The sequence below is a fragment of the Cellulophaga omnivescoria genome, from assembly GCF_001999725.1.
Lineage (GTDB): Bacteria > Bacteroidota > Bacteroidia > Flavobacteriales > Flavobacteriaceae > Cellulophaga > Cellulophaga omnivescoria.
In genome coordinates, this window is record NZ_MDDP01000001.1 from 205672 (window position 1) to 231095 (window position 25424).

The window sequence follows — 25424 nt, forward strand, 5'->3', positions numbered from 1 at the left end:
AAAAAAGTAACCTAAAACCTTACTTTTATTTTAATCTTATCAAGCAAGAAAGAATTTATATGGCATTTGAAGCTGAAGAAAGACCTGATAGACCAATAGCAAAATTTGAGTCAATGCTAAAGACAGATGACGTCTACTTCTTTGACGCGGAAGATTTTGAAGACATTATTCACCATTATTTAAACAATGGAAAAATGTCATTGGCAAAAAAAGCCATTAAAATTGGCTTAACACAACACCCAAGTACCATAGAGTTAAAACTTTTAGAAGTAGAGGTACATGTTTTTGAAAATAACCTTGAACTTGCAGAAAGTATGCTAGATAGTTTACAAACTATTGATAGCAATAATGAAGAAATATACATACAAAGAGCAAATATATTTTCTAAAAAAGACGACCATAGCAAAGCTATACAATTGTTAGAAAAGGCCTTAACTTTATCTGAAGATTCTATAGACATACATTCCTTATTAGGTATGGAACACCTTTTTATGGATAATTTTGAAGAAGCTAAAAAACATTTTATACAATGCGTTTTGTTTGATGAACATGATTATGCATCTCTATATAACATTATTTATTGTTTTGACTTTTTAGAAGATTTTGATGGTGCAATTGTATTTTTAAATGATTACCTAGAAAAAAACCCATACTGTGAGGTAGCTTGGCACCAACTAGGTAAACAGTATATAGAAAAAGGAATGTACAAAGAAGCTATTGCTGCTTTTGACTTTGCTATTATTTCTGATGACAGTTTTGTTGGCGCTTATTTTGAGAAAGGAAAAATTCTTGAAAAATTAAAACGCTACAATGAAGCTATAGAAAATTATGAAATTACCATAGAAATAGAAGATCCTTCTGCTTTTGCATACTTACGTATTGGAAAATGTCACGAAAAAATAGGCAACACAGAACTAGCTAAATTATTTTATTACAAAACTGTTCACGAAGACCCTTTATTAGATAAAGGATGGCTAGCAATTACAAGCTTTTACATTAAACAAGAAAATTATATAAAGGCTAAAGAATACATTACTAAAGCCATTAATATAGAGGAAGAAAACTTATTTTATTGGGAAAAAAGTGCATTAATACATGAAGCCTTAGGTATAATTGATGATGCAGAAATAGCCTATCAAAAAATGGTAGACCTAGGAGATTGTGAACTTAAAACCTGGTTAAACTGGAGTAGTTTAGTAATAAAAAAAGGAGATTTACACTCTGCAATTCAAATATTACAACAAGCGCTAGAGTTTTACCCAAATAATGCTGAAATTTTATACAAAATTGCTGGCTCTCATATGGTTTTAAACCAGACTATTAAAACAAAAGAGTATTTAGTAAAAGCATTACAAGTTAACGCTAAAAAAGTAGTGGTATTTAAGGCAGATTTTCCTCAGTTTAAAAATAATGAGTGGATCAACAACATTATTGTAGAATATAGTAACTCTTAAAAATAAATCTATATTTTTACGTTTTTTATTACAATTATGAAAGAACGTAACTTACTACAGTATTTAATTATTACACTAAAAGGTTTAGCAATGGGTGCAGCAGATGCTGTACCAGGAGTTTCTGGAGGTACTATTGCTTTTATTTCGGGTATTTATGAAGAGTTAATAAACACTATTAGTAATGTTAACTTATCATTATTTAAAACCTTAAAAAAAGATGGTATTAAAGCCTTCTGGAAACAAGCAAACGGTAATTTTATATTGGCCCTATTAACAGGAATAATAATTAGCTTTATTTCTTTTATGCGTTTGGCAAAATACTTAATAGAATATCACCCTATTTTAATATGGTCTTTCTTTTTTGGTTTAATTGTAGTGAGCATTTATTTTGTTGGTAAACAAATTACAAAATGGAGCGCCATAACAGTTATTGCTTTAATTATTGGTGCGGGCTTAGCTTATTATATAACTAGCTTACCTGCTTTAGCGGCAAATACAAACCCTTACTACTTACTTTTTGCCGGCGCCGTTGCCATTTGCGCAATGATTTTACCGGGTATTTCAGGGTCATTTATTTTAGTAATAATGGGCGCTTATAAGACATTAAGTGATGCATTTCATGATTTTGATTTTAAAAAAATAGCTCTATTTGCTACGGGAGCGTTAATTGGGCTACTTAGTTTTAGTAGAATTTTAAAATGGTTATTTAAAAATTACCACAATACAACCCTGGCACTTTTAACAGGTTTTATACTAGGTTCATTAAATAAAGTGTGGCCATGGAAAAAAACAATAACCGTAATGATTGATGAAACAGGAGAAATTGTTCCTTTTAGTAGTGTTTCGGATCTTGGTACACTTGCTGTACACCAAAAAAATATCAATAATTTTGAATCTTTAAAAACAGTTACCGAGCAAAGTATTATACCAATAAAATACTCAGAATTAAACCATTATATAGACCCACAAACTATGGTGGCAATTGCATTAATGGTAACAGGTTTTTTAACTATTTTTATACTAGAAAAAATAGCTACAAAAAACAAATAACTATAATGGCACATACTAGAACATCTTTAGACAAGTTTCTCCTTGTTGTAAAAGGACTATGTATGGGTGCTGCCAATAAAGTACCAGGCGTATCTGGCGGTATAGTGGCGTTTGTTGCTGGATTTTATGAAGAGTTTATATACTCTCTTCAAAAATTTAATTTTAAAGCTTTAAAACTGCTTTTAAATGGCAGACTTAAAAGTTTTTTTACTTACATAAATGGCAACTTTATTAGCTTGCTAATTTTTGGTATGTTGGTAAGTTATTTTAGTGTATCAAAAATTTTAGATTATTTTTTAGAACACAATGAGCTTAACGTTTGGTCCTGCTTTTTTGGTCTAATTATAGGCTCTATTTACTACATTGCTAAGGACTTTGACTATTGGAATAAGAAAACCATTTTTGCTGCAATAATTGGGTTACTAATAGGTGTGTCTATAAGTTTTTTAAATCCTGCTAAAGAAAATGACAATCTTTTGTTTATTTTCTTTTGTGGTATTATTAGTGTTTCTGGTATGACACTTCCAGGTTTATCTGGTTCTTTTATTTTAATATTACTAGGAAACTACGTATTACTCTTAGTGGATTCTGTTAACGCATTATACGACACTTTTGCGGAAATAATTAAAGGCGATTTTAGTTTTACAAAAAATACAGAGCGATTAAACACTTTAACCATACTTGGTGTTTTTACTACTGGTTCTGCTGTTGGTTTAGTAACACTATCTCATATCATAAGTTACGTTTTAAAACACTTTAAACATATAACTACAGCTGTTATTTTGGGCTTTATAACTGGTTCTCTTGGTGTTGTTTGGCCTTGGAAAAAAACCGTGTATAAAGTAGATGAGTTTGGGAATATATTAATAGACTCCAACGGAAACCAAATTATTCAGAATTATTCTCGCTATTTTCCAGATTTTGTGATATCTGAAACTTGGTGGGCAGTTTTTTTTGTAGTTATAGGAATAAGTATTTTATTAGGCCTAGATTGGTATGGAAAAAACAGAAAAACAAAAGTATAAATATGGTTTAATAGGAAAGGATATTGAATATTCTTTCTCCAGAAACTACTTTACCCAAAAGTTTAAAAAACTTGGGTTAAGCAACTGTGTATATGTAAATTTTGATTATCAAAATATTAATGAATTTAAAACTACCTTAAAAAACAATACCAACATTAAAGGTTGCAATGTTACCATACCTTATAAACAAAGTATTATACCGTTTTTAACTAGTTTAGACGCAAAAGCAAAAGCTATAGGAGCTGTAAACACTATTAAATTTACAGAAAACGGATTAATTGGTTACAATACAGATGCATACGGATTTAAAAAATCTATAGAACCTCATTTAAAAAAACATCACAAAAGAGCTTTAATTTTAGGTACTGGTGGAGCATCTAAGGCAGTAAAATATGTATTAGAAGAATTAGATATTATATGTACATATGTTTCCAGATCACCTAAAGAAAATCAATTTACATATGCAGAATTAAGCAGTAGCATTTTAAAAAACCATACCGTAATAGTTAACTGTACTCCTTTAGGAACACACCCTAACATTACAGATAAACCGGCTATTCCCTACCAATATTTAACAAAAGAACATTTGCTTTTTGATTTAATTTACAACCCAGACAAAACAGCATTTTTAAGCGCAGGAGAAAAACAAGGGGCTGCCATTAGTAACGGACAACATATGTTAGAATACCAAGCAGAAGAGTCTTGGAGAATTTGGAACAGCTAAAAAAAATTAAATTTAGAATACCTTAAATAATGAATTACTACTCGTTAAACAAAAAAGCACCCAATACTACATTTAAAAATGCAGTAATTAAGGGTTTGGCACCAGATAAAGGATTATACTTTCCTGAAAGTATTACCCCCTTACCCGAGGATTTCTTTAAAAACATAGATAATTTATCTAATATAGAAATTGCTTTTGCTGCCATTAAGCAATTTGTTTCTCCAGAAATTCCAGAGGATGTTTTAAAAACTATTGTAGAAGAAACGCTGTCTTTTGATTTTCCTGTTATTCAGCTAAATGAAAACGTATCTACATTAGAACTTTTTCACGGACCAACAATGGCATTTAAAGATGTTGGGGCTCGTTTTATGGCTCGTTGTCTTGGCTATTTTAATAAAGATAACACCAATGAGGTAACTGTTTTGGTAGCAACATCTGGAGATACCGGTGGTGCCGTGGCAAATGGATTTTTAGGTGTAAAAGGTGTTAATGTAGTTATTTTATATCCTAGCGGAAAAGTAAGTGACATACAAGAAAAGCAATTAACAACTTTAGGGCAAAACATAACTGCTTTAGAGGTAGATGGCGTTTTTGATGACTGCCAAGATATGGTAAAACGTGCATTTTTAGATGAAGAACTAACAAGTAAAATGCAACTAACCTCTGCAAACTCAATTAACGTAGCTCGTTGGTTACCTCAACTTTTCTACTTTATGTTTGCATACAAACAACTACACAATTCTCATAAAAACATTGTATTTTCTGTACCAAGCGGTAATTTTGGTAATATATGTGCTGGTATGATGGCGCAGCAGTTAGGTCTGCCAATTCGTAAGTTTATAGCTTCAAACAATAAAAATAATGTTGTTACTAATTATTTAAAAACTGAAGAGTATACTCCAAAACCATCTATACAAACCATAAGTAATGCTATGGATGTTGGTAACCCTAGCAACTTTATTCGCATACAGGAAATATATAAAAATAACTTTGCAGACCTAAAAGATAATTTGTCTTCTTTTAGCTTTTCTGATGAAGAAACAAAAGAAGCTCTTGCACATATTTACAAAACTTATAACTATGTTGCAGATCCACACGGAGCTGTTGGTTACTTAGGCTGCAAAGAATATCTAAAAAAGAACAAAGATGTACATTGTGTGTTTTTAGAAACAGCACACTCAACAAAATTTTTAGATGTGGTTGAAGAAGTTATTAAAGAAAAACAGCCGTTACCAGAGCAAATACAAGAGGTTATGTATAAAACAAAAGTAGCTACCAAAATTGGCAGCTACAATGAGTTAAAATCTTATTTATTAAATAATTAAGCTTTTACAGTAGAAAATTTGTCTAAAGCCTCACCTATTAAAGTATCTCCTTTAATAATTTCAAAAGTGACTTTGTTTGCTACATCATCATTTAATGTTCTTACTAATGTTTGGGCAACATCATTTCTACTAATTTCACCTCTTTTATGTAACTTTTCTTGGAGCTCTATTTGGTTATGGGGCTCCTTATTAGTTAATGATCCAGGGCGCACAATACTATAATTTAATCCACTTGTTTTTAAGTATTCATCTGCGTTATGCTTTGCCTTTAAGTATTCTTGCAGCTCCTCTGCCTCCTCCGGCTTATCTGCTCCCATAGAACTTAACATTACAAACTTTTTAATGTTGTTTTGTTTAGATGCATCAATTAATCTTTTTGCTCCTTCTTGGTCTACCTCTACTACTTTTTTTCCTCCAGACCCGGCAGCAAAAAGCACCTTATCTACATTTTCTATTTTATTAAATACTTTATCTACATCGCCCTCTAAGTCTCCAAGAACAGTATCTATTTGTTTTGCTTTAAAATATTCTTTTTGCTCTTCTTTTCTAACCATTGCTATAGGGTTAAAATATTGAGATTCTTTTAAAAGGTTTACTATTTGTTTTCCTGTAGTACCATTGGCACCGGCTACTAATATATTTTCCATATTCTTAGTATAACATCTAACAAGGCCAATTCCTAAAATTTTAACTTGTTTAACGTAAGCTTAATAGAAATTAACATAGTCTATACACACTAATTTTTGCTTATTTTTTTAGCGTAATGAGAAGTCAAAAAACTAGAGAACAACCTATTTTAATACCTATGCAAATTTATAAAACAAACAATTTTCGATACCTTTGACAAAAAACTAACAATAGTCTAATTATATAAATTGTTTTAATGAAAAATACTGCATTAACATCTACTCACGAGGCACTTGGCGCTAAAATGGTTCCTTTTGCTGGTTACAATATGCCTGTTTCTTATGCTGGTGTAAATATAGAACACGAAACTGTACGTAACGGTGTTGGTGTTTTTGATGTGTCGCATATGGGTGAATTTTTAATTGAAGGTCCTAATGCATTAGATTTAATACAAAAAGTAACATCTAATGACGCATCTAAATTAGTAGTTGGTAAAGCTCAGTACAGCTGTTTACCTAATGAAACTGGTGGTATTGTAGATGATCTTATTGTTTACAAATTAAAAGATGAGCAGTATTTACTAGTTGTTAATGCTTCTAATATTGATAAAGATTGGAACCACATAACTAAATACAATGAAACTATAAATGCAGAAATGCGTAACATATCTGAAGGATACTCTTTATTAGCTATACAAGGTCCTAAGGCTATTGAAGCTATGCAGTCTGTTACATCTGTAGATTTAGCTACTATTAAATTTTATACTTTTGAAGTTGCAGATTTTGCTGGGATAGAAAATGTTATTATTTCTGCTACGGGTTATACTGGTTCTGGAGGATTTGAAATTTATTGTAAAAACGAAGAAGTAAAACAAATTTGGGATGCTGTTTTTAAAGCAGGTGCAGATTTTGGTATTGCACCTATTGGATTGGCTGCTAGAGATACACTACGTTTAGAAATGGGTTATTGTTTGTATGGGAATGATATAAATGATACAACTTCTCCTTTTGAAGCTGGTTTAGGATGGATTACCAAATTCACTAAAGATTTTGTTAATAGTGATGCTTTAGCTGTACAAAAAGCAAACGGACCAGAACGTAAACTAATTGCTTTTGAACTTACAGAAAGAGGTATTCCTAGACACGATTATGATATAGTAGATGCAGATGGTGCTAAAATTGGTGTAGTTACCTCTGGTACTATGTCACCATCCCTTAACAAAGGTATTGGCTTAGGCTATGTACCAACGGATTTATCTAGTGCAGGTACAGAAATTTTTATACAGATTAGAAAAAAGGCAGTTGCTGCAACTGTTGTAAAATTACCTTTTTATAAGGCATAATTTTTATATGATAGATTTTCAAGGTATTATCAACAACATTCATAACAACTTAAGTAAAGAAGAGGTTAAGGGTGTTGTTGCATCTTACATTCCAGAATTATTTAAACAAACCACCAATAGTTTTGGTATTTACCTGCATTGTATTAATGGAGAAAGTTATGCTGTTGGTGATGCATACACACCTTTTTCTATACAAAGTATATCAAAAGTTTTAGCACTATCTAAAGCAATAGCGTTTGAGGATAATAATATATGGCAACGTGTAGATGTTGAGCCCTCTGGAAACCCTTTTAACCATTTATCGTTGCTAGAATTAGAAAACGGTATACCAAGAAACCCTTTAATAAATTCTGGGGCATTAGTAATTGCAGATATATTGGTTACACATTTAAAAAATCCTAAAAAAGACTTTTTAAACTATGTAAGAACCATTGCTAATGACCAAACAATAAATTACAATACGGATGTAGCTGCATCTGAAAAAAGAACTGGTTATACAAATTATGCAGCAGCCAACCTTTTAAAGTCTTTTAACAACCTAAATAATAATGTAGAGGATGTTTTAGATTTTTATTTTCACCAGTGTTCTATAGATATGAGCTGTGCGCAATTAGCCAATGCTTTTTATTTATTTGCCAATAGTGGTAAGTGTATAAACCATATACAGCACATACCTATTAGCCAGGCAAAACGTATTAACGCAATTATGCTTACTTGTGGTTTTTATGATGAAGCAGGAGAATTTGCCTTTAGAGTAGGTTTACCAGGCAAGAGTGGTGTTGGTGGCGGAATTGTAGCGCTATTACCAAATAACTTTATTATTTCTACTTGGGCTCCAGGCTTAAACCCTAAAGGAAATTCATTATTAGGAATGCAAGCATTGGAGCAATTTACGACTGAGACTAAAATCTCTATTTTTTAAGAACTAAAGTGCGTAATGAAGGAGAAGAAATCTAAAGATAGAATTTTAATTCTAGGAGCAAGTGGCTTTATAGGTAATGCATTTTACAAAGAGCTGTATGCGTATTATGACACCTATGGCACCTATTGCTTTAACAACAAAAAATTTGAAGATAATGGACAGTTTTTTTATTACAATGTTGAAGAAACAGACATTTATGAACTGTTAGAAATTGTAAAGCCTAATTATATTATATCTGCTATTCGTGGTAATTTTGCCGCACAAGTATTGGCTCACCAACATATAGTAGAATATGTTACTAAGCACAATACCAAATTAATCTTTTTATCTTCGGCCAATGTTTTTGATGCTTACAGCAAATACCCTTCTTATGAGTTAGACAAAACATTGTCTTTAAGTATTTATGGGCGTTTAAAAATTAAGATTGAAAATATGTTACTTAGATTACCTAAAAATAAAGCTATAATTGTACGCTTACCTATGGTGTTTGGTAATAACACACCAAGAATTAGGGAAATAAAAAATTTGCTTCAACTTAAAGAACCTATTGAGGTTTTTCCTAATTTAATTTTTAATGTTACCTATATAGACAAACTTACCCAACAATTACATTACATCATTAACCATAAAAAAACTGGTGTTTTTCATTTAGGAAGTACAGATTTGGTACATCATGAAGACTTTATTAAAGAAATAGTATCTAAAATAGGATTATATAACCCTGTGTATAAAAGAGTTTTTACTTCTAACGATGATAGGTATTTAGCCGTGCTTCCAAAAAACAATAAACTACCTAAACATTTACAAATTACTTACCAAGATACTATAGATCATCATCTTTTTTCCTAATAAATAGATTATTACATAACTACTTCTTGTAACTTTGCAATACACTAAATTTTATACCGATGCAAAAATATACAACTGAAGAAATAACAAGTAAATTAAACAACTTAGATGGTTGGAATTATACTGATGGCGCTTTAGAAACTACGTTTGAGTTTAAAAATTTTAAAGAAACTTTTTGCGTTATGACGCGTATTGCTTTTGAATGTGAATTACAAGATCACCACCCAGATTGGACTAACGTTTATAATACACTTACCATACGCCTTAATACTCACGATGCAGGAGGAGTTACAGAAAAAGATTTTGCACTGGCTAAAACTATTGAAGAGATTATAGACAGTGAATAAATATATAACCTAGCCATTATACGCTAGGTTTTTTTATATCTTTCTTTTTGCCAATTTACTTGCAATTACACTAATTATTAAAATTTGGGTTGCGTGAAAAAGCATTATGGGCAACAATACAATTCCTATTACTGCCATATTACCAAATATTATTTTAGAAAAAACTGTACCATGTACTAATGATTTTTTTGTGCCGCAAAACTGAGCCGTAATTTTATCTTCTATATTAAAATTAAGCTTTGCAGCTATAAAACCTGTACTAAAATAAGTAATAGTAAAAAGAACTAGCACACCAACTAAAAGAAATAACAAGTCTAATACAGAAATAGCACTAAAAACATTGTCTGTAAATGAAGATGAAAAACTTTTGTAAATTATTAATAATATAATAGACTTGTCAAACAAGGTAATTTTATTACTATGTTTTTGTGCAAATGTACCCCAGTAACGTTGTAATAGTAAGCCAAGTACAACTGGCATTATTATTTGTACAATTAGTTTTATGTAAATGTCTATAAAGTTAAAACTGGCTTGGTCATTGGTTACAAATAACCCCATCCAAAGTGGGGTAACCAAAACACCTATTATACCCGATATACTTGCATTAAAAATTGCAGCCGGCATATTTCCTTTGGCTATAGACACCATTACAACAGATGAAGATACTGTAGATGGTAATGCTGCTAAAAAAAAGAATGCAAGCCAAATAGTTTCTTGTTCTTGGTTTTGTAAAAGTGGTTTAACTAACAAAACCAAAACAGGAAACAATACAAAAGTAGCTGCTTGTACTAAAATATGTAGTTTCCAATTTTTTAAACCAGCTTTTAGTTTAGACGGACTTAATTTTAATCCATAAAAAAAGAAAATTAAAGAAATACCAATACCGCTAATGGTATTTATAAAATTCATAGCTCCCCACTGCGGAAAAAAATAAGCAAAAACAATGGCAACTATTATAAACAATACAAATTTATCAATCTTCATAATCAATTTTTATAAAATACAATATTAAGCACTTGTTGCTTTACTTTTAAAATATTCTACTTTAAAATACATTTATTTTTAAGGTTAAACCAATTCAATTTTTTAATTTCATCCTAGAAATACACTATTCTATTTTAAACCATAAAATAAAGACTAATGCACATAGTATCTTGGAACGTAAATGGCATACGTGCTGTTGTAAAAAAAGAGTTTTTTGAATCTGTAAAATATATGAATCCAGATATACTTTGTATTCAAGAAACTAAAGCACAAGACAATGAGGTTGCTAAAGCACTTTCTCCATTAAAAAACTTTGACTTAACCTCTAATTCTGCAGATAAAAAGGGATATTCTGGAACTGCAACATTAAGTAGTACTGAGCCTATAAGCGTTAAAGAAGATATTGGTATAGAAACACACGAAACCGAAGGCAGAGTACTTTGTACTGAATACGAAAATTTTTACTTAGTAAATGTTTACGTACCTAATTCTGGCCAAAAGTTAGACAGGCTGGACTATAGAAAACAATGGGATAAAGATTTTTTAACCTATTTAAAGAATTTAGAAAAGAAAAAACCTGTTATTGCTTGTGGAGATTTTAATGTGGCACACAAAGCAATAGACCTAAAAAATGATAAAAGCAACTACAATAAAACTGCTGGCTACACACAAACCGAAATTGATGGTATGGATAATTTTATTGCAGAAGGTTTTGTAGATTCTTTTAGACTACTGCATCCTGATGAAGTTGCCTATACATTTTGGAGTTACCGTTTTAAATCTAGAGAACGTAATACGGGTTGGCGTATAGATTATTTTTTGGTGAGTAAATCTATTGAAGATAAAATAAAGGAAGTTACTATTTTTAGTGACATTATGGGATCTGACCACTGCCCTATTGGACTTAAAATTGATTTTTAACGAAAGCTATTAAATACATAAAACGCCTATAGAATAAAAATTTCTATAGGCGTTTTTTAGTGTTATTAATTCTTATAATTTATTCAAGTTATTAAATATTTATAAATGCATATTTATATTTTAGTCACTACCTTAAATTATAACATTGTATCTATATGACGTAAATTACAAAAGTTATAAAACAACATTTTATAACTCTACAGAAATATTCTGTCACAGAGTTAAAATTCTTCATTTCAGGTATTCTATAAATTACTAGTGTACAATTCTCTTGCACGCCAGTATTAACAATGCATTAATAAAAAAATAACACCTTATTAACCCGTTACTAACTACGTATTTTTTTGTTTATTTTTTTACACTATTAATAATTTAACAGCCAATAAATTACATTTTTAATTTATAATATCTATATTTGGTAAACCAATCTGGTTAACCAATTTTATATTTTATGCAAAAACATATATTTTACCTAGCATTTGTAGTACTTATAAGCATTACTTCATGTACTAAAAAAAAGAACACTGTAACTACTTTAAATGAATTTAACACTGCTGTTAAAAATGCAAAGCCTGGAGATGTAATTACACTAGCAAATGGTGTATGGAATAATACTGAGCTACTTTTTGCAGCCAAAGGAACTGCAGAAAAGCCTATTACATTAACTGTAGAAGAAAAAGGAAAAGTTACTTTAGAAGGCCAATCTAATTTACGTATTTCAGGAGAGCACTTAGTAATAAATGGTTTAATTTTTAAAAATGGTTATACACCTACCAATGAGGTCATCTCTTTTAAACAAGATGCTAAAACACTTGCTAATAATACCAGATTAACAGAATGTGTAATAGATAATTTTAGTAACCCAGAACGTCATGAACCAGATACTTGGGTTGCCATATACGGTAAAAATAACCGAATTGACCACAACCATTTAACTGGTAAAAAAAATAGAGGTGTAACTATGACGGTTAGGTTAAACTCAAAAGAAAGTCAAGACAACAATCATAAAATAGATCATAACTATTTTGGACCTAGGCAAAATTTGGGTTCTAACGGTGGCGAAACTTTGCGTATTGGAACAAGTCATTTCTCAAGAACAAACTCTAACACTATAGTAGAAAATAATTTTTTTGACAGATGCAACGGAGAACATGAAATAATCTCTAACAAATCTTGCCAAAACACATATAAAAATAACGTTTTTTACGAATGTACAGGTACATTAACTATGCGCCATGGTAACAGAACTTTAGTAGATGGCAATGTATTTATAGGCAACAACAAACCTAGCACTGGTGGTATTAGAATTATTAACGGTGAACAAACTGTAGTAAATAATTATGGCATTGGTTTAACAGGATACCGTTTTAGAGGTGCCTTTGTTATAATGAACGGTATTTACAACTCACCAATTAATAGGTACGACCAAGTTAAAGATGCTGTTGTAAAAAATAACACATTTGTTAATAGCAACCACATTCAATTATGCGCTGGTAGTGATGAGGAACGTAGCGCTCCTCCTGTTAATTCTATTATGGAAGACAACATATTTTACAATGAAAGTAAAGATTCTATTTTTACGGTTTATGATGACATAAGTGGTATAGCATTTAAAAATAACATTATTAGTAAAAATATAAAACCTATTACAGAAACAGGTTTTGTTAGTAAAGATCTAAAATGGAAAAAAAACACAGACGGATTGTTAGTTCCTACAGAAGCTAACATAACAGCAGGCGCTAAGTTACCTAACGCAATTCTTAAAAAAGAAGATACTGGTGTTAACTGGTACTCTAAAGAAGATACTGCTATAGCATTTGGATCTGGAAAAAAAATTACAGTAGAACCTGGTTTAAATACATTGTTTAATGCTGTAAATAATTCTTCTGCCGGAGATATATTAGAACTTACTGCTGGTGAAACATATACGTTATCAAAAACAATTGCTATTAATCACCCTATAAGTGTAATATCAAACTCAAATAAAAAACCAACCATATTGTTTGAAAAGAAAACCCTATTTGAAATTAATAATGGTGGTAGCTTAAAACTAAATGGAATTAATTTTGATGGTGAAAACGCTCCAGACAGAACAGGAAATTCCGTGATTACAACTAGTAAGTATTCTATGAATAAGAACTACAAATTATTTATAGATAATTGTGACTTTGTAAACTTAGATGTCAATCATTCTTTTGATGCTGTAATGGTTTACAAAAACACATTTGCAGATACAATTAGTATTAAAAACTCAAAATTTAATACCATTAGCGGTAACGTATTGGCTTTAGATAAAGAAACAGAAGATATTGGCATTTACAATGCAGAATATGTGATTATAAAAAACAACAGCTTTAGCAATGTAAATGGAGCCGTATTAAGTTTATATAGGGGTGGAAAAGATGAAAGTACTTTTGGGCCATTTTTAGAACTAGATCATAACACTTTTAATGAAATTGGGTATGGCAAAAGAAACAAATACAACGCTGCCATTAATTTGTATGGCGTACAAGTTAATGCTATAACCAACAACTTGTTTAACAACACAAAATCGCTAAAAATGCATTTAGTAGTTGGCGAGCCAATAGTAGATATTTTAAACAATAATTTTTATAAGTCTGATGGTCTAGTAGTTACGGGCGACCAAAAATACAATGTAAAAAACCTATGGAATATAGCTCCTAATTTTAATAAAGGTAGCTATACACTGTCTAGTAATAATACAGGCCTTTTAAACAATGGTACCGACGGTAAAAATTTAGGTGTAATAAGTAATAATTAAATAATGATTGTAAAAAAATACATTTACATTGTTCTTTTATGCTGTCTTTGTGCTTGCAAAAAAGATAAGGTAGTTGCTACTAAAGCAAAAGAACAAAAAGTAACTAACCATCCAAATTTAATACTTACCGCACAAGGTGTAAAAAATATTAAAGCTCAACTTGGCACAATACCTTTGTTTGATAAAACTTTAGAAGATGTTAAACAAGAAGTAAATGCGGAGATTAGTAAAGGTATTGCTGTTCCTATCCCTAAAGATTTTTCTGGAGGCTATACACATGAACAGCACAAAAAGAACTTTTTAATATTACAAAAAGCTGGTGTTCTTTATCAAATTTTAGATGATGAAAAATATGCCGTATATGTAAGAGATATGTTTCTAGAGTATGCAAAATTGTACCCTACACTTCCTTTACACCCACAAGAAAGATCTTATGCAAGAGGAAAACTTTTTTGGCAGTGCTTAAATGACTCTAATTGGTTGGTATATGCTAGCCAAGCATACGATTGTATTTATAATTGGTTATCTAAAGAAGAAAGAGATCATTTAGAAAAAGATTTATTTATTCCGTTTGCTAATTTTATATCAGAAGAAAATCCACAGTTTTTTAATAGAGTACACAACCATAGTACCTGGGGTAATGTTGCTGTTGGTATGATTGCATTAGTAATGGATAATGATGAGTTATTGCAAAAAGCACTTTACGGATTAAAAACAGATTCTATTGCTGCTAATTTAAAAGATGATGATGGTGGCTTTATAAAAAATAAAAATCAAAAGGTAGGTTTTTTAGCCAATTTAGATGAACCTTTTTCTCCTGACGGCTATTATACTGAAGGTCCTTATTACCAAAGGTATGCTATGTACCCATTTTTAATTTTTGCACAAGCACTAGAAAATAAAAAACCTGAACTTAAAATTTTTGAGCATAAAAATGCAGTACTAACAAAAGCTGTAGAAGCATTAATTAACCTAACTGATAAAGACGGAGAGTTCTACACAATTAATGATGCGCAAAAAGGAATGTCTTATTTCTCTAGAGAATTGGTAACTGCTGTAGATATTGCTTACCATTACGGAGGCAATAAACCAGAACTATTAAGCATTGCTAAAAAACAAAACAAAGTTAATTTAGACGATACAGGCTTAGCCGTAGCCTTAGGTTTAAAAAATAAATTAGAAAAACCTTTTATAAAAAAATCAGTTACGTTAACAGATGGGCCAAACGGCAAACAAGGAGGAATTACTGTTTTACGCAATAAAAATTTAGAAGTGATTTTTAAGTACACTGCCCAAGGATTAAGCCACGGTCATTACGACAAATTATCATTTTTTATGTTTAATAATGGCTCAGAGGTTATACAAGATTATGGCTTGGCAAGGTTTGTTAATATAGAACAAAAAGGTGGTGGTAATTACTTAAAAGAAAATACTACTTGGGCAAAACAAACCATAGCTCACAATACAATAGTGCAAAACCAAACTTCTCATTTTAATGGCGAATACAGTGTAGGTAGCAAAAATCATTCTAACCAATACTTATTTAATATTTCTGAAAAAATAAAAGTGGTTAGCGCTAAAGAAAATAACGCCTACTCTGGCACGGAATTACACAGAACTTTAGCCTTAATTTCAGATACAACTTTTATACAAGAGCCATTTGTTTTAGATATTTTCAATGTTTCTGGTACATCTCCAAACAAATACGATTTGCCTTTTTATTACCAAGGTCAAATAATGCAAACCAACTTAAATTATAATCAACAAAATACATTAAAAACACTTGGAACCAAAAATGGCTACCAACATTTATTTGTAGAGGCTTTAGCTGATGCTCCTAAGGATAATTTAAAATTTAATTGGATGCACAATAATGTATTTTACACTTTAACTTCTGCTACACAAGCAACAGACAAAATTATTTTTGCAAGAATTGGTGCTAACGATCCAGAATACAATTTAAGAAGAGATCCTACTTTAATCATCAGAAAAAATAATACAAAAAACGCACTATACGTAAATGCAATAGAAGCACACGGTAGTTATAGTCCGGTGTCCGAGTTCTCTATAAATGCCTACAGTAGTATAGCTAAAATAGAAACAGTGTTAAATAGTAAAAACTATAGTGCCATACGTATTACAAATAACAATAAACAGTCTAAGCTTTTTATTATTTGTAATACAAACTCAGATAAGAACGCTACACATACTATTAGTGTAAATAATAAAGAATTTAACTGGGTAGGTCAATACATATTTAACTAACTTAATTTATTAGCATATGACAAAATTAAAAGCCCGTTACTACCTATAACAGAGAGTTTTACTTAAAAAACTCATTTATATGTATTAAATTTTTTTTTAACAAAATTTTTGCATATATTCGAAAAGTATAAATTGGTTAACCAGTTTGGTTAACCAAATTTAAATAGAGCACAAAAAAAGGATAGGTGCACGCCTATCCTTTTATAAATACTTCTTTGGAGGGAAGTAATAAATATGTAGTATAAAAACATATTCTTTACAAAAGTAATGATTATTTGCTTTTAGCCTAGAGAATTGGTTTTTAGTTACTGCAGAACACTATTAACTCAATTAAACTAAACAATTAATTATGAACTTAAAAACAAAGCTAATTTTGGTTGTAACGCTATTTTGTAGCGCTATTACCCTAGCACAAGAAAGCCTTACAGTAAAAGGTACTGTTGTTTCTTCTGCAGACAACTTGCCTATTCTAGGTGTAAACATTATTATTCAAAATACTGCTACCGGCACTACTACAGATTTTGATGGTAACTATGAGATTAAAGCTAAAAAGGGCGATGTAATTCAATTTTCTTTTATCGGCTTTATAACTAAAAATATTACCGTAGCAGACCAAACTACAATTAATGTAACTTTGGATGAAGATGCTAGTAAATTAGATGAAGTAGTAGTCGTAGGTTATGGTACACGCAAAAAATCACATCTTACCGGTGCAATTTCTAGCATTGGCGGAGAAGATGTTGCTGCAGTACAAGCAACTCGTGTAGATGAAGCATTATCTGGTAAACTACCAGGTGTTTTAATTCAAAACCAAGATGGATCTCCAGGTGCCGATCCAAAAATTCAAATTAGAGCGGCATCTTCTATATCTGGTGAATCTAACCCTTTAATTGTTGTAGATGGTTTCCCTATATCTGGCAACCTTGCAACAGTAAATCCTAACGATATTGAAAGTTTAGAGGTTCTTAAAGATGCTGCATCTGCAGCTATTTATGGTTCTAGAGGTGCAAATGGTGTAATTTTAATTACAACAAAAAAAGGTAAAACTGGTGCAGCTAAATTTAGCTACAATACATACACTAGCACGTCTAGCAAATACAGAGGTAACATATTAAAATCCGGACAAGAGTGGGCAGCACTATCTAGATCAGAAATTGCTGCCGGAAATTGGGAAGGAACTGTAGATACAGTAGACCCAGATTTTCTTGAATACAGGTTAAATGCTTACGAGAACTCTCCAGGAGCTATTAGTCCAGAAGATTGGTTATTTAGAACTGGTAATTCTATAAGTCACGATTTTAGTATGAGTGGTGGCACAGATGATGTAAATTACTTTGGTTCTATTGGCTATCAAAAGGTTGATGGTGTTATAATTACAGAAGGTTTTGAAAGATTAAACGCAAGAGTTAATATAGATGCTAAATTAGGAAAGAAATTTAAAACAGGAATTAGCTTTAACGGCTTCACGTCAGACAGAGATATACTAGGTCATGATATGAGAGATTTATTAAGAGCAACTCCTGTAACACCTATTTATCATACAGCTGAATCTATAGCTTTTGTTCAACAATTAGATGCACAAGCGCAAAATCTTGGTCTTGCTGGATTTGATAATGGTTATAGAGGGTCTGGTTATGAAGCTAACAGTATATATGAGTTAGTACCAGGTATGGCTGCACAAGATTGGCACTACGGTAGAGCCAATAACGGAATTGGCGGATCTGGTGATGCTGGTCCTGCCGCTAAACTAGACAACACAGAACGTTGGGAAAAAACATTTTTTGGAAACGTAAGTAGTTATTTACAATATAGTATTGTAGATGGTTTAAATATTAAAACTGTATTAGGTGGCGATCTTAGAGATACTAAGTATTATGAGCACAGATTAATTGGATATGATTCTAGAGCTAGATCTTCTCAAACTTATATGGATCAGACAGACTTAAAAGTATCTTCTGTTTTAAGTGAAACTACACTAAATTTTGCTAAACAATATGACAAGCATGACATATCTGCTGTAGCTGGTGTAGAATTTCAAAACACACAGTTAATTGGAACAAAATTGGATGGTGCAAATGTACCAGATGGAGATATTTTAAATTACAACTTATTTGATCCAGCAGATATTACAGTAACAGAAAGAGATGAAAGAAGAGTAAGAGAAAGCGTTTTTGGTAGAATAAATTATGCATATGATAACAGATATTTAGTTTCGGCCTCGGTAAGAAGAGATGGTGACTCTAGATTTGGCGCAAATAAACAATATGCTACGTTCCCTGCTTTTTCTTTAGGTTGGAATGTACATAATGAAGAATTCTTAACTAGCAATGATGTAGTAAGTCAATTAAAATTAAGAATGAGTTATGGTTCACTAGGTACAACTTCATTTTTAGGATCTTATGATGCACTAAGTCTTTTAGATCCATCTGCAACAGTTTTTGGAACCGGTTATTTAATTCCAGAAAATGTAGCTAATTTAGATTTAACTTGGCAGACAAATACAGAAACAAACTACGGTATAGATTTTGGATTTTTAAACAATCGCTTTACTCTTGGTGTTGATTATTATACGTCTGATATAGAAGACATTTTAATTAATCAAAGTGTATCAGAAGTATTAGGAACAAGCTCAATTGTACTTAACTCTGGTGATGTAAGAAGTTCTGGATGGGAATTTCAATTATCAGGAAGGATCATTTCTAATGATAATTTTTCTTGGAGCCTAGCTGGTAACCTATCTACTGTTGAAACAGAAATTACAGACTTAGGAGGATTGTCAGAATTACCTCAATCTGTATACGGCGTAAGCGGTAGAGGTCCTGTTTTTAGAAACTACGTAGGTGGTGGAATTGGAGAAATGTGGGGACTTGAAACTACTGGAGAAGTAGAAATGAAATATTTAGCAGATGGTACAAGAAGTCCTAATAACAGATCTGGTGAATCTTACGTAGTAGACCAAAATAATGATGGTGTTATAGACAACACAAGAACCGTTGAAGATGGAGGTGACTTGGTTAAAATAGGACAAAACACTCCAGATTTTTACTGGGGTATGTCTCACAATTTATCATATAAAAACTTTGATATGTCTTTACAATTTCAAGGTTCACATGGTGCTGAAGTATACAACATAGACCCACTTTATTACGGCTCTCAATGGGGAGGTAGATTAGTAGATAATTTTGATGCAAATGATGATGGAATAGCAGATCACAACGGAGAGTTTTATGCTCCTAACAGGAACCAAACCGATGCTACAATACAAGATGCTTCATTTATAGCACTAAAAAATATAACTATTGGTTATACTTTAAACCAAGACCTAACAGATAAGGTTGGCTTAAGTTCTGTAAGAGCTTACGTTGCTGCTACTAACTTATTATACTTATGGGCAGACGATTATACGTCATACAACCCAGAAGGTGTTAGTACATCTGGTGGTGCTTATTTAGGCCCTACTACTTATGGTGCTCAATTTGGAGCAAGTCCAATTGTAAGAAGTTTTACAGTAGGTTTAAACATTAATTTTTAAAAAATACACAATGAAAAAAATATCTATAATTTTAGGGTTATTGGTTTTCATAACAGCATGTTCATCAGACTTAGACCAATCTCCGTCTAACATAGCTAGCTCAAACTCTCTAACAGATTTTGAGGGCGTTTTAAATGCTGCATATTACTACCAATTGGGTACCGTAACACCAATGGCAATAATGGGCGAATTTAGATCTGATAATGCTGTAATGGATGAAGCTCCATATACAGAATTTGATGAGTATGATAATGGTTTAACAGCAATGGAAGATCAATTTTTTGGTCCATTTTATACAGCTGCTTACAAATCAATATTAAGTGCTAATAATGTAATTGCAAATTCTGCAGATGCTACACAGGTTGCAGAGGCTAAGTTTTTAAGAGCATTATCATATTACAAATTAGTACAAGTCTTTGGAAGTACTACAATAAACTTATTAGCAGAACCTAGTTTAACTGATACTTCAGTTTTAGTTAGAAAACCAGCTAGTGAAGTTTACAACACTGTTATAATCCCAGATCTAACTGACGCTATTAATGTATTAGATGATACCAGTAGTGATGGACGAGCTTCTAAATTTGCAGCTCAAAGTTTATTAGGTAAAGCTTATGCAGCTATGGGTGACTATGTTAACGCAGAGCCTCATTTAGCAGCTGTTGTTAACGGAGCTGCTTCTGCGGGTATTAGTTTAAAAACAAACTTTGGTGACATTTTTGGAGTAGAAAATGAAGTAGAAAATTCTGAGATAATATTTTCTACTCAAATAGTAAGTTCTGTTACAGATGAATACTCACCTGCTTCCGACTTTTGGAACTGGTTTGTAGGAGATGACTCTAAATCAGATTTCCCAGTAGATCCAGATCTTGTAGCTGCCTTTGATGCTAGTGATGCAAACGGAGGTGGAACCGATTTAAGAAGAGCCGTAACACTTAGTGAAGATGGTTTAACTGCTATTAAATTCCCTAAAGAAGGTGGACAAGGTGCAGAACATGATTGGATTGAAATTAGATTAGCAGATATCATTTTATTATACGCAGAAACATTAAACGAAAATGGAACTCCAGCATCAACTGTACTTCCATTGCTAGATCCTATTAGGTCAAGAGCAGGTTTAAATAGTTTAACCGGAACAGTTACTTCACAATCTGACGTTAGAAAAGCTATTGCAGATGAAAGAAGACTTGAATTAGCTTTTGAGGGTCACAGATGGTTTGATTTAGTTAGAACAAACTCGGTTGATGCTGAAATGGGATTAACAATAGACAGTAATTACTATTTGTTTCCTGTACCAGTATCAGAAATATTAGCTACAGATGGTGTAATTACGCAAAATGCAGGTTACTAATATTTATAGTAAAGTGTTTTAGCCTTAAACCGTGGTGAACAAATTAAGTAAATAATTAAAATTTAAAAGTCAATTTATAATATTAGTTAAGTTACGTGTAATACGTAGAGTTAGTTCTAGTTTTTGTTATCACCAGTATTTTTATAGTACTGGTGTTAACATCAACTTAAAAATAAAAAGTAACTAATAAAACTTATCTATTTTTGATCATTAAAACATTTAATAGTTAATGTAGGTTTATGACCATTTTGAAGTAAATAATTTTAATATGAAATTAGAAGCACAAGCAACAAACGATAGCAAACAAATACAAAACTCTATAATTAGCAATATTAGAGATCTCATTAATCTAAAAAATTTAGAACCAGGAGATAAATTACCTTCTGAACGTATGCTGTCTGATAAATTTGAGGTTAGCAGAAGTAACGTTAGAGATGCTATCCAAAAATTAGAATTTTATGGGCTTCTAAAATCAATTCCCCAGAGCGGAACTTTCGTTGCCAATATTGGTATTATCGCTTTAAATGGAATGATAGATGACATTTTAAGATTAGAAAATCAAGACTTTAAATCCCTAGTAGAAACTAGAATTTTATTAGAACTAAAAACAGTTCGTTTAGCTGCTTTAAGGAGAACAGAAGAAGATCTAATAAATATTAAGGCTGCTTTAGATGCTTATGAAACTAAAGCTGTAAGCGGTGAAGATGCAGTACAAGAAGATCTATTATTTCATTTAGCAATAGCAAAAGCGTGTGGTAATAGTACTATAAATACTTTTATGTTAACAATAACTCCACAAATAATTATCAATTTTGAAAAATATCACGTCTGTGATAAAGATCAAACAGTTAAAGGAATTAAAGAACATACAGAAATTTATGAAGCAATAAAAAAACAGGACTCAATGCTAGGTAAACAAAAAATGAAAGAACATTTTAATTCTTTATATCAATATTGCTATAATATAAAATAACAAATTGACACTATTAAACTGGTACATATTGCACGTAGTACCATTTTAATAATATACAACACTTAAGGAGGGAAGTAAATTTTATAGGTAAATTATGCAAAACTGCAAGCATTATCTTTTAAAATAAACTATTTATCTCCTTTTATACATTAAAAATATGAAAGTAAGAGGTTTAAGATGGTGGGTAGTAGGACTTGTTGCATTAGCAGCGGTTATAAACTATATAGACAGACAAGCTTTTGGAGCATTGTGGCCAAAAATTGCTCAGGATTTATTCCCTGAAATGGATCAAGATGGTCATAAAGTAATATTTGGAACTATATCTACAGTATTTATCGTATCATATGCCAGTGGGCAAGCCCTTTTTGGTAAAATTTTTGATTGGGTAGGAACAAGAATAGGTTTTGCACTCTCTATTGGAGTTTGGTCTTTTGCAACCATATTACATGCATTAGCACAAGGTATGCTTAGCTTTAGTGTTTTTAGATCTATATTAGGAATAGCAGAAGCAGGTAACTGGCCTGGCGCAGCAAAGGCAAATGCTGAATGGTTTCCTACAAAAGAAAGGGCTCTTGCACAAGGAATCTTTAATTCTGGAGCTGCCATTGGCGGTATCGTTGCTTACCCAATAATAGGAATCTTAGCTGCTTACTTAGATTGGAAATCTATATTTATTGTTGTAGGCTTCCTAGGTTTATTATGGTTATTACCTTGGCTATTTATAGTAAAGTCAGGACCTAAAACGCATCGTTGGTTATCAGAAGATGAAAAAAAATATATCCTTTCTGGTCAAAAAAATCAAGATCTAGATGAAGATGGTAATTATGATGATGGATATGTCCCTGATACCGGGAAATTACTGAAACATAAAGAAAGTTGGGGAGTAATAATTGCCTCAGCAGCACTTGATCCTATTTGGTGGCTGTTTATTGTTTGGATTCCTATTTACCTATCGGAGGTATTTGGTATGAATGTGAAAGAAATTGCATTTTCTGCTTGGGTACCTTATGTAGGTGCTATGATTGGTGCATGGTATGGAGGTATTCTTGCTAAAAAGAAACTTAATTCGGCTTGGACTGTAGACAAGACTCGTAAGTATGTTATTACATTGGGATGTATCATAATGATTCCATGTTTTATTCTATTAAAATACCCAGGTGCACCTCAAATTTTAGGAGTTTTTGGAGTTGAGAAATCTGCAGCTTTAACAATGGCAGATCCTCAAGTAAAAAAAATAATGGATAATGATGCATTTAAGGATCTAAAAGCGGATAAAGATTTTATCAAAAGTATTGCAGGAAAGAGCATTAATGAAATTAAATCTAATCCAACATTTAATAAAGCATATCAATCTGCTGTTTGGAAAACACCAAAAGCAGAAACAACTAAAGAAGAACGTTTATTACCAAAATATGGCCCACCTACAGACTCCGGGATTGCAGCACTAGCCACTTTATCTGAAATTAATACTGCTAGAAATACTGCAGCATTAATTGCAGTAGTAATTATGGCCATATTACTATTTGGATTTCAAATTGCAATTGGAAATATACAAACATTACCAAGTGACCTATTTAGCGGTAAAATAGTTGGTACTCTTTCTGGCTTTTCTGGTATGGCCGCAAAACTGGGTGCCGCTGGGCTTACATTATTAGTTACTTTTATAACTAAAGGTGGTAATTATACACCTGCATTTTTAATAGGTGGGGCATTAGCAATAATAGCATTATTAGCTATTTGGATATTATGCCCTAAAATACAACCATTAAAACCTAAAAATTAATATCAATTAAAAACAAATTAAATAAAAATTAAACACATAGAAATGAGCAAGAACAAAGGAAAAATAGCAATAGTAACAGGTGCCACAGGAGGTATTGGTTTTGAAGTAGCTAAAAGATTAGGAACAGATGGTTACACTGTTATTTTAAACGGTATAGACGACGAAGCTGGGGCTAAAAGAGTAAAAGAACTTACTGATGATGGCATTACCGCTGAATACATTGGTTTTGATGTTACTAAAGAAGAATTAGTAACTGAAAATATTGTAAAAATTGGTGAAAAGTACGGAAGAATAGACGTGCTTGTAAATAACGCAGGTGGCCTTGGAGGTAGATCTAGATTTGAGGAGATGACAACAGAATTTTACAGATTTGTTATGGCATTAAATTTAGATTCTGTATTCTTTGCTTCTAGAGCGGCCATTCCATATTTAAAAAAAGGAGAACACCCATCTATAATTAATTATACATCTAACGCTGGTTGGACAGCTGGTGGACCAGGAGCAGGAATTTACGGAACTTCTAAAGCAGGTGTACACGCAATAACAAGAGCTTTAGCAAAAGATTTAGCTGAATATGGAATAAGAGTTAATGCGGTATCTCCTGGTACTATAGACACTCCTTTTCACGCTCAAATTAAATCAACCAAACCAGAGGTTTTTGCTTCATGGGCAAACAATATTATGTTAGGGAGATTAGGCCAGCCTGAAGACGTTGCTGGTGTAATATCTTTCTTAGCTAGTAAAGATGCTTCATTTATAACTGCAGAGACAATACAAATTGGTGGTGGTCAAGCATTAGGTATTTAACCAATATACAAAACCGTAGGGAATATTAGATTAACAACAATATTCTTATATTCTAAAGGAGAGTAGTGTTTCACTACTCTTCTTTTTTTGTACTTATTTTAATATAAAAGTAGTATCCGTAATACCCAAAACAAACAACACTGCGCTTACATAACTATATTATAAGTAATAACTTAGATACAAATCCTTGAATTCATCTATAACACCAAAAGCCCTAGAATATAATTTCTAGGGCTTTTTTGTATCTTATAGTCATTAGCTTTTAAATAGTTTTAAATAGCTTAATTTTAAGCTAAAAGCAAGTATCCATATTAACTATACTTAAGTATAAAACAAAAAAAAAAAACAAAACAAATAAAAAAGA

The 25424-nt window shown here is 31.6% G+C and carries 19 protein-coding genes; 17 read left to right on the plus strand and 2 right to left on the minus strand.

Annotated elements, in window-relative coordinates; translation table 11 throughout:
• The first annotated feature begins 59 nt into the window (after window positions 1-59).
• From BFJ87_RS00955 to thrC, 5 genes are read left to right on the plus strand one after another with little or no spacing between them, the layout of a single operon-like run.
• Window positions 60-1454 carry a tetratricopeptide repeat protein gene (locus BFJ87_RS00955; protein ID WP_077398729.1) on the plus strand — a complete coding sequence of 465 codons (1395 nt, stop codon included), beginning with the start codon at window positions 60-62 and terminating at the stop codon, window positions 1452-1454.
• Window positions 1455-1490: 36 nt separating this feature from the next.
• Window positions 1491-2504, plus strand: a complete 1014-nt coding sequence (locus BFJ87_RS00960; RefSeq protein WP_077398731.1) for a DUF368 domain-containing protein — start codon at window positions 1491-1493, stop codon at window positions 2502-2504.
• A 5-nt stretch (window positions 2505-2509) separates the two neighbouring features.
• Window positions 2510-3529, plus strand: a complete 1020-nt coding sequence (locus tag BFJ87_RS00965) for a DUF368 domain-containing protein (protein WP_077398733.1) — start codon at window positions 2510-2512, stop codon at window positions 3527-3529.
• Entirely contained in the window at window positions 3501-4253 is a 753-nt protein-coding gene (locus tag BFJ87_RS00970) for a shikimate dehydrogenase family protein (protein WP_077398735.1), read from the plus strand. Before BFJ87_RS00965 ends, BFJ87_RS00970 begins: the two co-directional genes overlap by 29 nt.
• Before the next feature lie 29 nt (window positions 4254-4282).
• Window positions 4283-5578, plus strand: a complete 1296-nt coding sequence (gene thrC / locus BFJ87_RS00975) for a threonine synthase (RefSeq protein WP_077398737.1) — start codon at window positions 4283-4285, stop codon at window positions 5576-5578.
• Here thrC and BFJ87_RS00980 read toward each other — a convergent pair.
• Entirely contained in the window at window positions 5575-6225 is a 651-nt protein-coding gene (locus BFJ87_RS00980) for an SDR family oxidoreductase (protein ID WP_077398739.1), read from the minus strand. The genes thrC and BFJ87_RS00980 overlap by 4 nt on opposite strands.
• 236 nt (window positions 6226-6461) lie before the next feature.
• Here BFJ87_RS00980 and gcvT point away from each other — a divergent pair, with 236 nt between their 5' ends.
• From gcvT to BFJ87_RS01000, 4 genes are read left to right on the plus strand one after another with little or no spacing between them, the layout of a single operon-like run.
• Window positions 6462-7547: a glycine cleavage system aminomethyltransferase GcvT gene (gene gcvT, locus BFJ87_RS00985; RefSeq protein WP_077398741.1), complete on the plus strand. Its 1086-nt coding sequence runs from the start codon at window positions 6462-6464 to the stop codon at window positions 7545-7547.
• A gap of 7 nt (window positions 7548-7554) precedes the next feature.
• Entirely contained in the window at window positions 7555-8469 is a 915-nt protein-coding gene (locus tag BFJ87_RS00990) for a glutaminase (RefSeq protein ID WP_077398743.1), read from the plus strand.
• Between the two features lie 15 nt (window positions 8470-8484).
• On the plus strand, window positions 8485-9318 hold the full coding sequence (locus BFJ87_RS00995; protein ID WP_077398745.1) for a sugar nucleotide-binding protein: 834 nt from the start codon (window positions 8485-8487) through the stop codon (window positions 9316-9318).
• 59 nt (window positions 9319-9377) lie between these two features.
• Entirely contained in the window at window positions 9378-9665 is a 288-nt protein-coding gene (locus BFJ87_RS01000) for a 4a-hydroxytetrahydrobiopterin dehydratase (protein ID WP_077398747.1), read from the plus strand.
• Window positions 9666-9698: 33 nt separating this feature from the next.
• Here BFJ87_RS01000 and BFJ87_RS01005 read toward each other — a convergent pair whose 3' ends face one another.
• Window positions 9699-10649, minus strand: coding sequence for a bile acid:sodium symporter family protein (locus tag BFJ87_RS01005; RefSeq protein WP_077398750.1), 951 nt, complete (start codon window positions 10647-10649; stop codon window positions 9699-9701).
• Between the two features lie 156 nt (window positions 10650-10805).
• Between BFJ87_RS01005 and BFJ87_RS01010 the strand changes: the two genes are divergently transcribed.
• The 8 genes from BFJ87_RS01010 to BFJ87_RS01045 all read left to right on the plus strand — a co-directional run bounded on the left by BFJ87_RS01010 (window position 10806) and on the right by BFJ87_RS01045 (window position 25060).
• On the plus strand, window positions 10806-11570 hold the full coding sequence (locus BFJ87_RS01010; RefSeq protein WP_077398752.1) for an exodeoxyribonuclease III: 765 nt from the start codon (window positions 10806-10808) through the stop codon (window positions 11568-11570).
• Between the two features lie 451 nt (window positions 11571-12021).
• Window positions 12022-14352 (plus strand): chondroitinase-B domain-containing protein, encoded by a 2331-nt coding sequence (locus tag BFJ87_RS01015; protein WP_077398754.1) that lies wholly within the window; start codon window positions 12022-12024, stop codon window positions 14350-14352.
• Window positions 14353-14355: 3 nt separating this feature from the next.
• A complete protein-coding gene (locus BFJ87_RS01020) occupies window positions 14356-16617 on the plus strand; it encodes an alginate lyase family protein (protein WP_077398756.1) in 2262 nt (753 codons plus the stop codon).
• A 349-nt stretch (window positions 16618-16966) separates the two neighbouring features.
• Window positions 16967-20149 (plus strand): SusC/RagA family TonB-linked outer membrane protein, encoded by a 3183-nt coding sequence (locus BFJ87_RS01025; RefSeq protein WP_077398758.1) that lies wholly within the window; start codon window positions 16967-16969, stop codon window positions 20147-20149.
• Window positions 20150-20159: 10 nt separating this feature from the next.
• The gene (locus BFJ87_RS01030) at window positions 20160-21497 is read left to right on the plus strand and encodes a RagB/SusD family nutrient uptake outer membrane protein (protein ID WP_077398760.1); all 1338 of its coding nucleotides are present in this window, start codon (window positions 20160-20162) and stop codon (window positions 21495-21497) included.
• A 268-nt stretch (window positions 21498-21765) separates the two neighbouring features.
• On the plus strand, window positions 21766-22470 hold the full coding sequence (locus BFJ87_RS01035; protein ID WP_077398762.1) for a FadR/GntR family transcriptional regulator: 705 nt from the start codon (window positions 21766-21768) through the stop codon (window positions 22468-22470).
• A 157-nt stretch (window positions 22471-22627) separates the two neighbouring features.
• Entirely contained in the window at window positions 22628-24253 is a 1626-nt protein-coding gene (locus BFJ87_RS01040; protein ID WP_077398764.1) for an MFS transporter, read from the plus strand.
• Between the two features lie 42 nt (window positions 24254-24295).
• On the plus strand, window positions 24296-25060 hold the full coding sequence (locus tag BFJ87_RS01045; RefSeq protein WP_077398767.1) for an SDR family NAD(P)-dependent oxidoreductase: 765 nt from the start codon (window positions 24296-24298) through the stop codon (window positions 25058-25060).
• Window positions 25061-25424 lie beyond the last annotated feature (364 nt).

Coding starts and splice junctions, on each gene's coding strand:
- BFJ87_RS00955 (WP_077398729.1), top strand. CDS start 60: ATGGCATTTGAAGCTGAAGAAAGACCTGATAGACCAATAGCAAAATTT.
- BFJ87_RS00960 (WP_077398731.1), top strand. CDS start 1,491: ATGAAAGAACGTAACTTACTACAGTATTTAATTATTACACTAAAAGGT.
- BFJ87_RS00965 (WP_077398733.1), top strand. CDS start 2,510: ATGGCACATACTAGAACATCTTTAGACAAGTTTCTCCTTGTTGTAAAA.
- BFJ87_RS00970 (WP_077398735.1), top strand. CDS start 3,501: ATGGAAAAAACAGAAAAACAAAAGTATAAATATGGTTTAATAGGAAAG.
- thrC (WP_077398737.1), top strand. CDS start 4,283: ATGAATTACTACTCGTTAAACAAAAAAGCACCCAATACTACATTTAAA.
- BFJ87_RS00980 (WP_077398739.1), bottom strand. CDS start 6,225: ATGGAAAATATATTAGTAGCCGGTGCCAATGGTACTACAGGAAAACAA.
- gcvT (WP_077398741.1), top strand. CDS start 6,462: ATGAAAAATACTGCATTAACATCTACTCACGAGGCACTTGGCGCTAAA.
- BFJ87_RS00990 (WP_077398743.1), top strand. CDS start 7,555: ATGATAGATTTTCAAGGTATTATCAACAACATTCATAACAACTTAAGT.
- BFJ87_RS00995 (WP_077398745.1), top strand. CDS start 8,485: ATGAAGGAGAAGAAATCTAAAGATAGAATTTTAATTCTAGGAGCAAGT.
- BFJ87_RS01000 (WP_077398747.1), top strand. CDS start 9,378: ATGCAAAAATATACAACTGAAGAAATAACAAGTAAATTAAACAACTTA.
- BFJ87_RS01005 (WP_077398750.1), bottom strand. CDS start 10,649: ATGAAGATTGATAAATTTGTATTGTTTATAATAGTTGCCATTGTTTTT.
- BFJ87_RS01010 (WP_077398752.1), top strand. CDS start 10,806: ATGCACATAGTATCTTGGAACGTAAATGGCATACGTGCTGTTGTAAAA.
- BFJ87_RS01015 (WP_077398754.1), top strand. CDS start 12,022: ATGCAAAAACATATATTTTACCTAGCATTTGTAGTACTTATAAGCATT.
- BFJ87_RS01020 (WP_077398756.1), top strand. CDS start 14,356: ATGATTGTAAAAAAATACATTTACATTGTTCTTTTATGCTGTCTTTGT.
- BFJ87_RS01025 (WP_077398758.1), top strand. CDS start 16,967: ATGAACTTAAAAACAAAGCTAATTTTGGTTGTAACGCTATTTTGTAGC.
- BFJ87_RS01030 (WP_077398760.1), top strand. CDS start 20,160: ATGAAAAAAATATCTATAATTTTAGGGTTATTGGTTTTCATAACAGCA.
- BFJ87_RS01035 (WP_077398762.1), top strand. CDS start 21,766: ATGAAATTAGAAGCACAAGCAACAAACGATAGCAAACAAATACAAAAC.
- BFJ87_RS01040 (WP_077398764.1), top strand. CDS start 22,628: ATGAAAGTAAGAGGTTTAAGATGGTGGGTAGTAGGACTTGTTGCATTA.
- BFJ87_RS01045 (WP_077398767.1), top strand. CDS start 24,296: ATGAGCAAGAACAAAGGAAAAATAGCAATAGTAACAGGTGCCACAGGA.